The following is a 13,911-nucleotide window of genomic DNA, read 5'->3' as shown; positions in this document are numbered from 1 at the left end:
GATGACTCATGGAGGCACAGTTACGCGAAGCGGTACCGCTAAGGTCTGTAGGTGGCATCTACGCCACCTCCCCACAACAAGACGTAAGGAAGCCAGCCATGAGTGCAGCCAACCGCGGAGTCGTCTACAAGGGACCCGGTCAAGTCGCCGTCGAGTCCATCCCTTATCCGGAACTCGCCCTCGGCAATCGCAAGTGCGACCACGGCGTGATCCTGAAGGTGGTCACCACCAACATCTGTGGCAGCGACCAGCACATGGTGCGTGGCCGCACCACCGCGCCGTCCGGCCTGGTGCTGGGTCACGAGATCACCGGCCTCGTCATCGAAGCCGGGCGCGACGTCGAATTCATCCAGCCGGGCGACTTGGTTTCGGTGCCGTTCAATATCGCCTGCGGCCGTTGCCGCAACTGCAAGGAAGGCAAGACGGGCATCTGCCTCAACGTCAATCCGGCGCGACCGGGCGCGGCCTACGGCTACGTGGACATGGGCGGCTGGGTCGGCGGCCAGACCGAGTACGTCATGGTGCCCTATGCCGACTTCAACCTGCTGAAATTTCCCGATGCCGACCAGGCCATGGAGAAGATCCGCGACCTGACCCTGCTATCCGATATCTTCCCCACTGGCTTTCACGGCTGTGTCACCGCCGGCGTCGGGCCGGGCAGCACCGTCTATATCGCCGGTGCCGGCCCCGTGGGTCTGGCCGCCGCCGTTTCCGCCCATCTGCTGGGGGCGGCGTGCGTGATCGTCGGTGACATGATCGAGGAGCGTCTGGCCCAAGCCCGCAGCTTCGGTTGCGAAACCCTCGACCTGACCCAGGACGGCGACATGGCCGACAGGATAGAGGCGATCCTCGGCGAGCGAGAAGTCGACGCCTTCGTCGACTGCGTCGGTTTCGAAGCCCATGCCTGCGGTTGCAACCACGGCAAGGAAGCGCCGGCCACCGTACTCAACTCGGCGATGTCGCTGACCCGCGCCGGCGGTCAGATCGGCATCCCGGGCCTGTACGTGACCGAAGACCCGGGTGCAGCGGATGAGGCGGCCAAGCAGGGGGCGCTGAGCATGCGCTTCGGCCTCGGCTGGGCCAAGTCCCACTCCTTCCACACCGGCCAGTGTCCGGTAATGGCGTACCATCGCCCGCTGATGCAGGCGATCCTGTTCGACAAGGTCAATATCGCCGATGCGGTCAACGTGCAGATGATCACCCTGGATGACGCCCCGCAGGGCTACGCCGACTTCGACGGCGGTGCGGCCAAGAAATTCGTCATCGACCCCCACGGCAGTGTCGCTGCCTGAGGTATCGGGGCGGCGATCAGCGCCCGCCCATGCCCCTGAACAGCTCCGGTCGCGACCGGGGCTGTTCCCAGAGCGACATCGGGATATCTCTGGCCCGGCCTGAGGTCTACCGAACATTGTCCCCGTAGGTGGTGGGTGCCAACATGATATCGAGGCGCCAGCCAATGATAACGAGTCCATCATGACCGTCCAGACCGTGAACCCCAAGCGTCGCCTGCGCGGCAAGCCCCGTGGTCGCGAACTCGACCTCGGTGAGCTCGACGCCCTGCGTCGGCTGCTCGGCGACGAGCGCGAGCAGCCGACGCTGCGCCGGCGCGATCTGTTGATCGAACACCTCCACGCCATTCAGGACGCCCGCGGCCACCTGCCACTGGCGGCTCTGCGCGCCCTGGCCGCCTACATGAGCCTGCCCATGGCGGCGGTCTACGAGACGGCAACCTTCTACGCCCACTTCGATGTGGTCCACGACGATCAGACCGCACCGCCGGCGGTCACCGTGCGCGTTTGCGATTCGCTCTCCTGCCAGCTGGCCGGCGCGGCCGCCCTCAAGGCCGAGCTCGAAGCCGGCTTCGACCCGTCGGAGGTGCGCGTGGTACGTGCCCCCTGCATGGGACGCTGCGAGACGGCACCGGTGGTGGAGGTGGGCCATCGCCACCTTGGCCATGCCACCTCACTGGCGGTCGAAGCGGCGATCGACGCTGGCGATCTGCATCCCGAGCCGATCGACTGGCCGCGCTTGGATGCCTATCGCGCTGCCGGCGGCTACGCGCTGCTGAACGCTTGCCGCGCCGGGCGCGTCACGGTGGAAACGCTGATGGCCGAGCTGGAGGCGGCCAACCTGCGTGGCCTCGGGGGAGCCGGCTTCCCGACCTTCAAGAAGTGGACCTTCGTGCGCCAGGAGCCGGGGCCTCGCTACTGCGTGATCAACGCCGACGAGGGCGAACCCGGCACCTTCAAGGATCGCTATTACCTCGAGCGCGAGCCGCACCGCTTCCTCGAGGGCGCGCTGGTGAGCGCCTGGGCGGTGGAGGCCGAGGCGCTCTACATCTACCTGCGCGACGAGTACCCCGGCCTGCACCGGGTGCTCGCCGAAGCGATCGCCGAACTGGAGGCGGCCGGTCTGATCGAGCCGGAGCACGTGGTGCTGCGCCGCGGTGCCGGCGCCTACATCTGCGGCGAAGAGTCGGCGCTGATCGAGTCGCTAGAGGGCAAACCCGGCAAACCGCGCCATCGTCCGCCGTTCGTCGCCCAGAAGGGGCTCTTCGACCGTCCGACGCTGGTCAACAACGTGGAGACCGTCTACTGGATCCCGGTGATCCACGAGCGCGGCGCGGCCTGGTTCGCCGACCAGGGGCGGCACGGGCGCAGCGGCCTGCGCAGCTTCTCGGTCTCCGGGCGGGTGAAGCACCCTGGCGTACACCTGGCGCCGGCGGGGATCACCCTGAACGAGCTGATCGAAGAATACTGTGGCGGCATGGCCGAGGGCCATCGCCTCGCCGGCTACCTGCCGGGGGGCGCCTCCGGCGGCATCCTGCCGGAGAGCAAGGCGGACGTGCCGCTGGACTTCGACACCCTGCAGGCGGAAGGCTGCTTCATCGGCTCGGCGGCACTTATCGTTCTCTCGGACCAGGACGATCTGCGCGGCGTGGCCACCAACCTGCTGGCCTTCTTCGCTGACGAATCGTGCGGGCAGTGCACGCCGTGCCGGGTCGGCAGCGAGAAGATGCTCACGCTCCTCGAGCGCGATACCTGGGATGCCGGTGCGCTCGAGCGCCTCGCCCAGGTGATGATGGATGCCTCCATCTGCGGACTGGGGCAGGCGGCGCCCAACCCGGTGCGGGGACTGCTCAAGGACTTCCGCGGCGAACTCGCCGCCCAGAACCTGATCATCAAGGGGTGAGACAATGAGCGACACGAGCTTCACCCTGTCCCTCGACGGCATCGAGGTCAGCGCCCGCCCCGGCGAGACGCTGTGGCAGGTGGCCAAGCGCGCCGGCGAGACCATCCCTCACCTGTGCTTCAAGGACGCCCCCGGCTATCGCGCCGACGGCAATTGCCGTGCCTGCATGGTCGAGATCGAGGGCGAGCGGGTGCTGGCGGCGAGCTGCATCCGCGAGGCACGCCCTGACATGGTGGTCAAGAGCCACTCTTCCGAGCGTGCCCGGGTGGCCCGCGAGGGCGTGCTGGAACTGCTCGCTGTCGATCAGCCGGAGCGCGAGGTGAGCCCCGATCGCTCGAGCCACTTCTGGGCCATGGCCGACCAGCTCGCCGTGGATGCCGCGGCGGTGCGCGAGTGGCTGCCGCGCGAGGGCGAGCGCGGGGCGCCCACCGTGCACCATGCCGCTGCGCGTGACGGTGCCCTGAGCCATGCCCAGGGGCATGACAGCAGCCACTCGGCGATGCGCGTCAACCTCGACGCCTGCATCGAGTGCAACCTCTGCGTGCGCGCCTGCCGCGAGGTGCAGGTCAACGACGTGATCGGCCTGGCCCATCGCGGCTCGGCGTCCAAGGTCGTCTTCGACTTCGACGATCCCATGGGCGACAGCACCTGCGTGGCCTGCGGCGAGTGCGTCCAGGCCTGTCCCACCGGGGCGCTGATGCCGGCGACCCTGGTCGACGCGCAGGGCTACGGCGATTCCGCCGTGGCGGATCGCCAGGTCGACTCCGTCTGCCCCTACTGCGGCGTGGGCTGCCAGCTCACCTACCACGTGAAAGACGACCGCATATTGTTCGTCGAGGGCAAGGACGGCCCGTCCAACCAGGGGCGACTGTGCGTCAAGGGGCGCTTCGGCTTCGACTACCCCAATCATGCGGCGCGCCTGACCACCCCGCTGATTCGCCGCGAGGGCGTGGCCAAGGGGCTCGACCCGGACTTCGATCCGGCCCAGCCGCTGACCCACTTCCGCGAGGCGAGCTGGGACGAGGCGCTGGATCTGGCTGCCCAAGGGCTCGTCGACCTCAAGGCCGCCCATGGGCCCAAGGCGCTGGCCGGCTTCGGCAGCGCCAAGTGCTCCAACGAGGAGGCCTGGTTGTTCCAGAAGCTGGTGCGCACGGGCTTCGGCTCCAACAACGTCGATCACTGCACGCGGCTGTGCCATGCCAGCTCGGTGGCGGCGCTCATGGAGTGCATCGGCTCCGGTGCGGTGACCGCGTCGTTCATGCAGGCGGCCAACGCCGACGTGGTGATCCTCACCGGCTGCAACCCGGCGGTGAACCACCCGGTGGCGGCCACCTTCTTCAAGCAGGCCGCCAAGCGCGGCACCAAGTTCATCGTGCTCGACCCGCGCGGCCAGGCTCTGGACGCCTATGCCCATCTCAGTGTGCGCTTCACGCCGGGAGCGGACGTCTCGCTGCTCAACGCGCTGCTCAACGTCATCGTTAGCGAGGGGCTCTACGACGAGGATTACATCGCCGAGCACACCGAGGGCTTCGAGGCGCTCAAGGCGCACGTGGCCGAGATGACCCCCGAGTCGATGGCGCCGGCCTGCGGCGTCGATCCGGCCACCATCCGCGAAGTGGCGCGCCTCTACGCCACGGCCGAGCGGGCGATGATCTTCTGGGGCATGGGGATCTCCCAGCATGTTCACGGCACCGACAACGCGCGCTGCTTGATCTCTCTGGCGCTGGCCTGCGGCCACACCGGTCGGCCCGGCACCGGGCTGCACCCGCTGCGCGGCCAGAACAACGTGCAGGGGGCCTCCGACGCCGGTCTGATCCCCATGGTGCTGCCGGACTACCAACCGGTGGGCGACGCCCAGCTGCGCGCCGCCTTCGAGGAGCTGTGGAACGCCCCGCTGGACGCGCAGCCGGGCTTGACCGTGGTGGAGATCGTGCATGCCATCCACGAGGGCACCATCCGCGGCATGGTCATCCTCGGCGAGAACCCGGCGATGTCAGATCCCGACCTGGACCACGCCCGGGCGGCGCTGGGCAAGCTCGAGCACTTGGTGGTGCAGGACCTCTTCGTCACCGAGACGGCCCAGTTTGCCGACGTCATCCTGCCGGCCTCCAGCTGGTCGGAGAAGGAGGGTACCGTCACCAACACCAATCGTCAGGTGCAGCTCGGTCGGGCCGCCGTGCCGCTGCCCGGCCAGGCCCGGCCCGATTGGTGGATCATCCAGGAGATCGCCCGTCGCTTCGGTCTCGACTGGCGCTATGCGCACCCCCGCGAGGTGTTCGCCGAGATGGAGCGCGGCATGCCCTCGCTCGACCACATCACCTGGGAGCGCCTCGAGCGCGAGCACTCGGTGACCTATCCCTGTCCGGCCGACGACGCCCCGGGGGAGGACATCGTGTTCAGCGACGCCTTCCACACGTCCACCGGCCGGGCGAAGTTCTCGCCGACCCTGCCGCTGCCGCCGGACGAGCCGGTCGACGCCGACTACCCGGTGGTGCTGACCACCGGTCGCCAGTTGGAGCATTGGCATACCGGCTCCATGACGCGCCGCGCCCGCGTGCTCGACGACCTCGAGCCGGCGGCGGTGGCGAGCCTTGCCCCGGCGGAAGCACGCCACCTGGACGTGGCACCCGGCGAGCCGATCACCATCACCACCCGGCGCGGCAGCATCACCCTGGCGGCGCGCGTCGACCCGGCCATGCCGGAAGGGATGGTGTTCGTGCCGTTCTGCTACGCCGAGGCGGCCGCCAACGTCCTCACCAACCCGGCGTTGGACCCTTTCGGCAAGATTCCCGAATTCAAGTACGCGGCGGCACGGTTGTCGAGGGCAGCGACCGCCGAGCTGAGCGAGGCTGGCGAACAACGGTAGAGGGAGGGAAGGGCATGATGATCGCGGACCTGATCGACGGTGACGACTTTCGCCAGCGGCTGGTGGCGCTGGGGGTGCGCATTCCCGACGGCGCCTGCCCCGAGACCTGCGCGCGCATGGCGCGGCTGATGCACGAGCAGGTAGGGGTCGAGGGGCTGGCGGCGCTGGTGGCCGAGCTCGAGGCACGGCGCGAGGTGATGCTGCCCTCGGTGCGCAACGCCCTGGAGCAGATCTTGGTGCCGGCGCTGGCGGGGGGCGCGAAGCGGTGACGCCGTTCGCCGCGGATGTCGCCTATCGGCTCTACGGCTCACCGGACAGCGCCAACCTGCCGGTGCGCATGGTGTTGGAGCGTGCCGGGCTAGGCTATCGGGACGTGCGGGTCGATCGCGCCGGCGGTGGACTCGACGAGCCGGCGTTCCGCCGGCTCAACCCCCAGGGCCTGTTGCCGGTGCTGGTGGACGAGCGCCAGGGCACCGCGCTGTTCGAGACCGGGGCGATCCTGCTGACGCTCGGCGAGCGTTGCCACCCCGAGCACCTGTCCACGCCGGCCGCGCGCAGTGCGCTGCTGGCGTGGCTGTTCTTTCTCTCCAACACCCTGCATGCCGAACTGCGACTGTACTTCTACACCGCGCGCTTTGCGCCCGAACCGGACGCGGCCCGGGCGCTGCGTGCCCAGGTGCACTCGCGGCTGTTGAAGCACCTGGCGCTGCTCGAGGCCCAGGCCGACCACGGCCGGGGACCCTGGCTACTGCCCGAGGGCGAGAGCGTGCTCGACCCCTACCTGGCATGCCTGATGCGCTGGCTGCAGCTCTATCCGCTCGACGATCCCTGTCGTGAGCTACCCTGGGAGCGGCTGCCGCGCCTGGAGGCCTTGCTGGAAGAGCTGGCTGCCCAGCCGGCGATTCGGCGTGCCGCGCGCTGCGAGGACATCACTGGGCGACTGTTCGTCGCCCCTGACTATCCGGACCTGGACCTGCGTGCCGTGACCGGGCGCGGGTGAAGGAAGGCAGCCACGCCGCGATGGCGGCGGGGCCTGCGCTCAGCCCTGCGCCACCTGCAACTGCGGGTAGGCGTGACCGAGGTTCTCCTGTAGCCGCTCGCAGTACCAGTCGATGAAGTCGATCACGCCGAACTCGTAGGTCTCGGAGTAGGGACCGGGCTCATAGGCCTTGGAGTTGATGCCGCGCTGGTTCTCTTCGGCGAGGCGGCGGTCCTGATCGTTGGTGGCATCCCACACGTGGCGCATCCGCTCGGGATGGTAGTCCACGCCCTCCACGGCATCCTTGTGTACCAGCCACTTGGTGGTGACCACCGTCTGCTGCGGGCCCAGCGGCATGACGCGGAACACCACGGCATGGTCGCCCATGAAGTGGTTCCAGGAGTTGGGCAGATGCAGGATGCGCAGCGACCCCATGTCGGGGTTCGAGAGGCGTCCCATTAGCTTCTGACACGCCGGCTTGCCGTCCAGGGTCATGGACACGGTGCCGTTGAGCATTGGGGTACGGGTCAGGCGGTTGCGCTTGCCGAAACGCTTGAGCTGCCAAGGCACCTGCTGGGCATCCCACTCGGCCTGCTTGCGTGCAACGAGTGCCTTGTAGGCCGGGGTGGCACGCGGGTCGTTGGTGTCGTCGAATTCCTGCAGCGAATTGAGCAGCTCAGGGTGGGCGCCGTTGCAGTGATAGCACTCGCGGTTGTTTTCGATGACCAGCTTCCAGTTGGCTTGTTCGACAATGGAGGACTCTACGGCCACCTTGACGTTGGACATGTCGTAGGGTTCCAGGTAGTGCTCCAGCGTGTCCAGGAAGTCGTCGACGGCCGGTGGGGTTTCGCTCAGGTTGATGAAAACGAAGCCCCCGGCACACTTCACATGGACCGGCTTGAGGCCGTAGGCGGCGAGGTCGAAGCTCTCGCCCATGTCGCTGCCCGCGAACAGCAGGCGGCCGTCCAGCTCGTAGGTCCACTGGTGGTAGGGGCAGACCAGCTTGGCCACCTTGCCCTTGTCCTTCATGCACAGCCTCGAACCGCGATGGCGACAGACGTTGTGGAAGGCATGCACCTGCCCCTCGTTACCACGCACGATGACGATTGGGTTGCTGCCGACATCGAGCGTCATGAAGTTGCCCTTGGCGGGTATCTCGCAGGTCATGCCAGCGAATAGCCACTCCTTCTCGAAGATCTCTTGCATGTCGAGTTCGAATAGCCTGGCATCGGTGTAGAACGGCTGGGGGAGCGAAAAGTTGCTGGCCTTCGACTGCAGCATGTCGGCAGCCGCTTCGCGTGCCTTGGCCAAGGGATCGTCCAGTTCGTGAGTCGCTATCAGGTTCATACCAAGTATCCTTTTGAACGCCGCCTCCCCGCGAGGACGACGATGCGATCATGGGTTGCTGTTGTTGTCGTCGTGAGAGGATTGGCATTGACGCATGGAACAACCTGGCGTCCGTCTTTTTCGGCGATTGTGGTGCATGTCCGACGCTGCCAGATGTCTGTTCACGACCTCGGATGATGCAACGGCGACCAGGCAGCTGTATCTCCGCAAGGGAATGGGTGCGGAAGGCATGCGCATGTCGCAACCAGGCAAGCCAGATATTCAGTGCGTACTCAGAATGCGGACGTGAAAAGGCGCTGGCCCGTGCGCACGTTACGGACCGGTGGAGGCATAGCCACGGCACTGCCAGGCAGAGACGACGATGACAATGAATTTTTTCAACCCGGTCACGACCCAAACCTGGACCAATGGGCGTCATGCGGTCCGTTGCGTCAAGGTGATCCAGGAAACCTGGGATGTACGGACTTTCTGCTTCATGGCAGAGCAGCCGGTACTGTTCTTTTTCAAACCGGGCCAGTTCGTGACGTTGGAATTGGAGATCGATAACGAGCCGGCGATGCGCTCGTACACCATCTCCAGTTCGCCATCCATACCCTACAGCTTTTCGATCACGGTCAAGCGGATACCGGGGGGCAAAGTATCCAACTGGATACACGACAACCTCAAGGTCGGCGATGAGTTGGTGGTGCACGGGCCGGTTGGCAATTTCAATTCGATCGATTTTCCTGCCGACAAGGTATTGTTTCTCTCCGGCGGTGTCGGCATCACCCCGCTCATGTCGATGACGCGCTGGCTCTTCGATACCAATGCCAATGTCGATGTCGAATTCGTCCATAGCGCCAGGGCTCCCCGCGATGTCATTTACCATCGTGAGCTGGTGCATATGTTCTCTCGGATTCCCGAGTTCAAATTGCACATCGTTTGTGAAAGCAAGGACGACATTGGCGAGGCCTGGGCCGGTTACCGTGGCTACTTGAATCAGCCGATGCTGGAGTTGATGGTGCCCGACTACCTCGAAAGGGAGGTTTTCTGTTGCGGTCCTACACCGTACATGAATGCCATCAAGAACATCCTGCGCAGCAATGGCTTCGACATGAGCCATTACCACGAAGAGTCGTTCGTAGCCACGCCGTCGGACGTTCGTGAAGACGTTCTGGAGCTGGCCGAGCAGGCCGAGGCGGAAGCCGAGGACATCGATTACGACGATTTGATCAGTGTCGAGTTTTTCGGCTCCGGGAAAAGCGTACGCATCCAGCCTGGCGAGACGGTGCATGCGGCTGCCGCGAAGCTCGGTCTGCATATTCCCAAGGCTTGCGGAATGGGGATATGCGGTACCTGTCGGGTCGGACTCAAGTCAGGTGACGTGGAGATGGAGCACAACGGTGGCATTACCGACGAAGACATCGACGAGGGGTATATTCTTTCTTGTTGCAGCAAGCCATTGGGCGATGTAGTAGTGGATTACTGAGTCTCGTCTCCACCGTATCAGGGACCTGTCCGCCATGACCGCTTCGCCCGAGGTGCCGCCGTTGTCGGTCGGCTTCGTTCTCCTGCACCGCTTCACCCTGATGCCTTTCGCCGCCTTCGTGGACTGCCTGCGCTTGGCGGCGGACGAAGGGGACCGCTCGCGCCAGCTGCGCTGTCACTGGGTGTTCATGACCAGTGTCGGTCATGACGCGCTGTCGAGTTGCGGGGCTGCCATCACGCCCTGTTCCGCCTTTCGGGATCCCTCGGAGTTCGACTACATCGTGGTCATCGGTGGTGTCCAGAACGAGCGCGATGACGTGGATGACACGGCCCTGGCTTACCTCTGTCGGGCGGCGGGGTCCGGAGTGCCCCTGGTGGGAGTGTGCACGGGAGTCTTCGCGCTGATTCGGGCCGGGCTAATGAACGGTAGGCGCTGCTGCGTCAGTTGGTATCACCATGGCGACCTGACCCGGCGTTTTCCGAATGTCGAGCCGGTGGCGGACCGCTTGTTCATCGACGATGGCGACCTGATCACCTGCGCCGGCGGCATCGCGTCCGCGGATTTGGCCGCCTACTTGGTGGAGCGCCATCTGGGTAAGGCCTGGGCGATGAAGAGTCTGCATATCATGCTGATCGACGAGGCGCGCCGGGGCGAGCATCCCCAGCCCCAGCCGGTGGTCTTCGACAAGGTCGCGGATCGGGTGGTGCGACGGGCGGTCGCGATCATCGAACAGCATCTGGGTCAGATGATCTCGGTGGACGAGCTGGCCCGGCGGGTCGGCACTTCGCGGCGCAACATCGAGCGCAAGTTTCGCGACGAGCTGGGCATCGGCCCCCAGAAGTTCGCCCGGGATCTGCGCCTGCGCTATGGTCTGTGGCTGCTTCACTACACCGCCAAGAGCGTCACCGAGATCGGCGAGCGTTGCGGCTTCGCCGATACCGCCCACTTCTCCCGGCACTTCCGTGATGCTTTCGGCACCACGCCCACCGCGGTGCGCAAGGCGGCGGGGGACGGTGCGGTCCCGGTGGATCCCTTCTTTCTGCATATCGAAGCCCGGCCGGCGTCTTAATGGCGCTATGAGACGGGCGCCTCCGACGATTCCTCCCCGCTCCCGAGGCGACGATCGATTCGATAAAACAGCAGCTTGGCGCGGCTGGCGTGATTATGGCCGCAAAGTTGTCGCATCCGTTCAATCTTTGCGCCCCTGCATCCGCTATCAATAGAGGGGTGGCAGGGGCAGCCGCTCGGGGCGATTCCGGCATGCTGCCCTGTCTCGCTCGATGATGACGGTGTCGTTTTCAGAATACCGTGCCTCCCGCTTTCGCCTATCGTTGAACAGCCACTTCCCAGGGTGATGTCATGAACGCCAACAACCTTACGACAGCCGACCCCCAGATTGCCGCCGCCATCGCCGACGAGGTGGCGCGTCAGGAGGCCCACATCGAGCTGATCGCCTCCGAGAACTATGCCAGCCCTCAGGTGATGGAGGCTCAGGGCAGCCAACTGACCAACAAGTACGCCGAGGGTTATCCAGGCAAACGCTACTATGGCGGCTGCGAGCACATCGATGCGGTCGAGCGGCTGGCCATCGAGCGGGCCTGCGCGCTGTTCGGCGCCGACTACGCCAACGTCCAGCCCCACTCCGGCGCCCAGGCCAACGCCGCCGCCTTCATGGCCCTGGTCTCTCCGGGCGACACCGTGCTGGGCATGAGCCTGGCCCACGGTGGCCACCTGACCCACGGCGCCGCACCCAACTTCTCCGGCAAGTACTACCACGCCGTCCAGTACGGCCTGAATCCCGAGACCGGCGAGATCGACTACGACGAGGTCGAGCGCCTGGCCCACGAGCACCGGCCCAAGCTGATCATCGCCGGTTTCTCGGCGTACTCCCGGGTCATCGACTGGCGGCGTTTCCGCGACATCGCCGACGAAGTGGGCGCCTGGCTGATGGTCGACATGGCTCATGTGGCGGGCCTGATCGCGGCCGGCCACTACCCGAGCCCGCTGCCCCACGCCCACGTGGTGACCACCACCACCCACAAGACCCTGCGCGGTCCGCGCGGCGGCCTGATCCTCTCGGCCAGCGGCGACGAGCCGCTCTACAAGAAGCTCAACGGTGCGGTCTTCCCCGGCCAGCAGGGCGGCCCGCTGATGCACGTCATCGCCGCCAAGGCGGTGGCCTTTCGCGAGGCCATGAGCCAGGACTTCGTGCGCTACCAGGCCCAGGTCATCGACAACGCCCGGGCCATGGCCGGCGTCTTCGTCGACCGTGGCTTCGAGGTGGTTTCCGGCGGTACCGACGACCATCTCTTTCTGGTCTCGTTGATCAAGCAGGGCGTGACCGGCAAGGACGCGGACGCCGCCCTGGGCCGCGCCCACATCACCGTCAACAAGAACGCCGTGCCGGGCGACCCGCAAAGCCCCTTCGTGACGTCCGGGCTGCGTATCGGCACTCCGGCCGTGACCACCCGCGGCTTCGGCCAGGCCGACTGCGAGGCTCTGGCGGGGTGGATCTGCGACATCCTCGACGTCCTGGCCCAGGGCGGGGAGAGCGCCGAGATCGAGATCGACGTGCGCGGCAAGGTGGCCGAGTTGTGCGCCTGCCATCCCGTTTATGCCAAGGCTGCGGTCGAGTCGGCCGATGCCGTCACTGCGTGAGCCCGTTCCCCGCCGGTGAACCGGCGGGGTCCTCGAGGAGTAGACCCCTATGCAACGTTATTCAGGCTTCGGGCTGGTCAAGCACGCGCTGAGCCATCACGAGAACTGGCAGCGCCAGTGGCGCAATCCCACGCCCAAAAAAGCGTACGACGTCATCATCGTCGGCGGCGGCGGCCATGGTCTGGCCACTGCCTACTACCTGGCCAAGGAACACGGCATCAGGAATGTCGCCGTGATCGAGAAGGGCTGGCTGGGCGGCGGCAACACCGCGCGCAATACCACCATCGTGCGCTCCAACTATTTGTGGGACGAGGCGGCAGCCCTCTACGAGCACTCCATGAAGCTGTGGGAGGGGCTGTCTCAGGACCTCAACTACAACGTCATGTTCTCCCAGCGCGGCGTCTTGAACCTCGGCCACACTCTGCAGGACATGCGCGACATTCAGCGCCGGGTCAACGCCAACCGGCTGAACGGTATCGACAGCGAGGTGCTGGATACCCAGGGCGTCCAGGCGCTGGTGCCGATCATGAACTGCTCCAAGAACGCCCGCTATCCGGTGCTCGGCGCCTCCTGGCAGCCGCGCGCCGGCGTTGCCCGGCACGACGCCGTGGCCTGGGGCTTCGCCCGCGGCGCCGATGCCCACGGCGTGGACATCCTGCAGCAGACCGAGGTCACCGGCTTCAAGATCCGCGACGGCCAGGTGTTCGGCGTGCACACCAATCGTGGCGACATCGAGGCCAAGACTGTCGGCTGCGTGGCGGCCGGCAACTCGGGGGTGCTGGCGAAGATGGCCGGCCTCAAGCTGCCGCTGGAGTCGCACCCGCTGCAGGCGCTGGTTTCCGAGCCGCTCAAGCCGGTGCTCGACACCGTGGTGATGTCCAACCACGTGCACGGCTACATCAGCCAGACCGACAAGGGCGATCTGGTCATCGGCGCCGGCATCGACGGCTACAACGGCTATGGCCAGCGCGGCAGCTACCCCACCGTGGAGCACACCTTGCAGGCCATCGTCGAGATGTTCCCGATCTTTTCGCGGGTACGCATGAACCGCCAGTGGGGCGGCATCGTCGATACCTGTCCCGACGCCTGCCCGATCCTCTCCAAGACCAAGGTCAAGGGGCTCTACTTCAACTGCGGCTGGGGCACCGGTGGCTTCAAGGCGACGCCGGGGTCGGCGCACGTATTCGCCGCCAGCCTGGCCAAGGGTGAGATGCATCCGCTGGCCGCGCCGTTCTCTATCGACCGTTTCCATACCGGAGCGCTGGTCGATGAGCACGGCGCCGCCGGCGTGGCCCATTGAGAACAACGTGAGGACAGGCGCTTCGAGATGCGCGCCGGGGGCAAGGCGAAGCGAGGGTCTTTTGCCATGGATGGCAAAAGTAGCGCCCAGGGATGGGTTCA

10 protein-coding genes are annotated in these 13,911 nt (G+C 66.1%); 9 read left to right on the top strand and 1 reads right to left on the bottom strand.

The annotated features are described in order from the left end of the window. Positions 1-98: 98 nt before the first annotated feature. From fdhA to GFD32_RS07060, 5 genes are all read left to right on the top strand, one after another. Positions 99-1,292, top strand: coding sequence for a formaldehyde dehydrogenase, glutathione-independent (gene fdhA / locus GFD32_RS07080; RefSeq protein ID WP_163575853.1), 1,194 nt, complete (start codon positions 99-101; stop codon positions 1,290-1,292). A gap of 181 nt (positions 1,293-1,473) precedes the next feature. Next, entirely contained in the window at positions 1,474-3,192 is a 1,719-nt protein-coding gene (locus GFD32_RS07075; protein WP_163575852.1) for an NADH-ubiquinone oxidoreductase-F iron-sulfur binding region domain-containing protein, read from the top strand. 4 nt (positions 3,193-3,196) lie between these two features. Then, the gene (gene fdhF, locus GFD32_RS07070; RefSeq protein ID WP_163575851.1) at positions 3,197-6,058 is read left to right on the top strand and encodes a formate dehydrogenase subunit alpha; all 2,862 of its coding nucleotides are present in this window, start codon (positions 3,197-3,199) and stop codon (positions 6,056-6,058) included. A 14-nt stretch (positions 6,059-6,072) separates the two neighbouring features. Beyond that, positions 6,073-6,327 (top strand): hypothetical protein, encoded by a 255-nt coding sequence (locus GFD32_RS07065; RefSeq protein ID WP_163575850.1) that lies wholly within the window; start codon positions 6,073-6,075, stop codon positions 6,325-6,327. Next, complete coding sequence (locus GFD32_RS07060) at positions 6,324-7,058, top strand: glutathione S-transferase family protein (RefSeq protein ID WP_163575849.1); 735 nt, start codon at positions 6,324-6,326, stop codon at positions 7,056-7,058. Before GFD32_RS07065 ends, GFD32_RS07060 begins: the two co-directional genes overlap by 4 nt. 39 nt (positions 7,059-7,097) lie before the next feature. Here the strand turns inward: GFD32_RS07060 and GFD32_RS07055 are convergent, their stop codons facing one another. Then, the gene (locus GFD32_RS07055; protein ID WP_163575848.1) at positions 7,098-8,384 is read right to left on the bottom strand and encodes an aromatic ring-hydroxylating oxygenase subunit alpha; all 1,287 of its coding nucleotides are present in this window, start codon (positions 8,382-8,384) and stop codon (positions 7,098-7,100) included. A gap of 361 nt (positions 8,385-8,745) precedes the next feature. On the opposite strand from GFD32_RS07055, the gene GFD32_RS07050 reads away from it, so the two are divergent. The 4 genes from GFD32_RS07050 to GFD32_RS07035 all read left to right on the top strand — a co-directional run bounded on the left by GFD32_RS07050 (position 8,746) and on the right by GFD32_RS07035 (position 13,810). Then, positions 8,746-9,852, top strand: a complete 1,107-nt coding sequence (locus GFD32_RS07050; RefSeq protein WP_163575847.1) for a hybrid-cluster NAD(P)-dependent oxidoreductase — start codon at positions 8,746-8,748, stop codon at positions 9,850-9,852. Positions 9,853-9,886: 34 nt separating this feature from the next. Further along, positions 9,887-10,921, top strand: coding sequence for a GlxA family transcriptional regulator (locus tag GFD32_RS07045; RefSeq protein WP_163575846.1), 1,035 nt, complete (start codon positions 9,887-9,889; stop codon positions 10,919-10,921). 290 nt (positions 10,922-11,211) lie between these two features. Continuing rightward, positions 11,212-12,510 (top strand): serine hydroxymethyltransferase, encoded by a 1,299-nt coding sequence (gene glyA, locus GFD32_RS07040; protein ID WP_163575845.1) that lies wholly within the window; start codon positions 11,212-11,214, stop codon positions 12,508-12,510. Positions 12,511-12,559: 49 nt separating this feature from the next. After that, positions 12,560-13,810, top strand: coding sequence for a sarcosine oxidase subunit beta family protein (locus GFD32_RS07035; RefSeq protein WP_163575844.1), 1,251 nt, complete (start codon positions 12,560-12,562; stop codon positions 13,808-13,810). Positions 13,811-13,911 lie beyond the last annotated feature (101 nt).

Origin of the sequence: Halomonas faecis, assembly GCF_010993975.1 — a bacterium.
Taxonomy (GTDB): domain Bacteria; phylum Pseudomonadota; class Gammaproteobacteria; order Pseudomonadales; family Halomonadaceae; genus Halomonas; species Halomonas faecis.
Note: the sequence above shows the minus strand (reverse complement) of the source record. Positions and strands in the feature narration are given on the sequence as shown.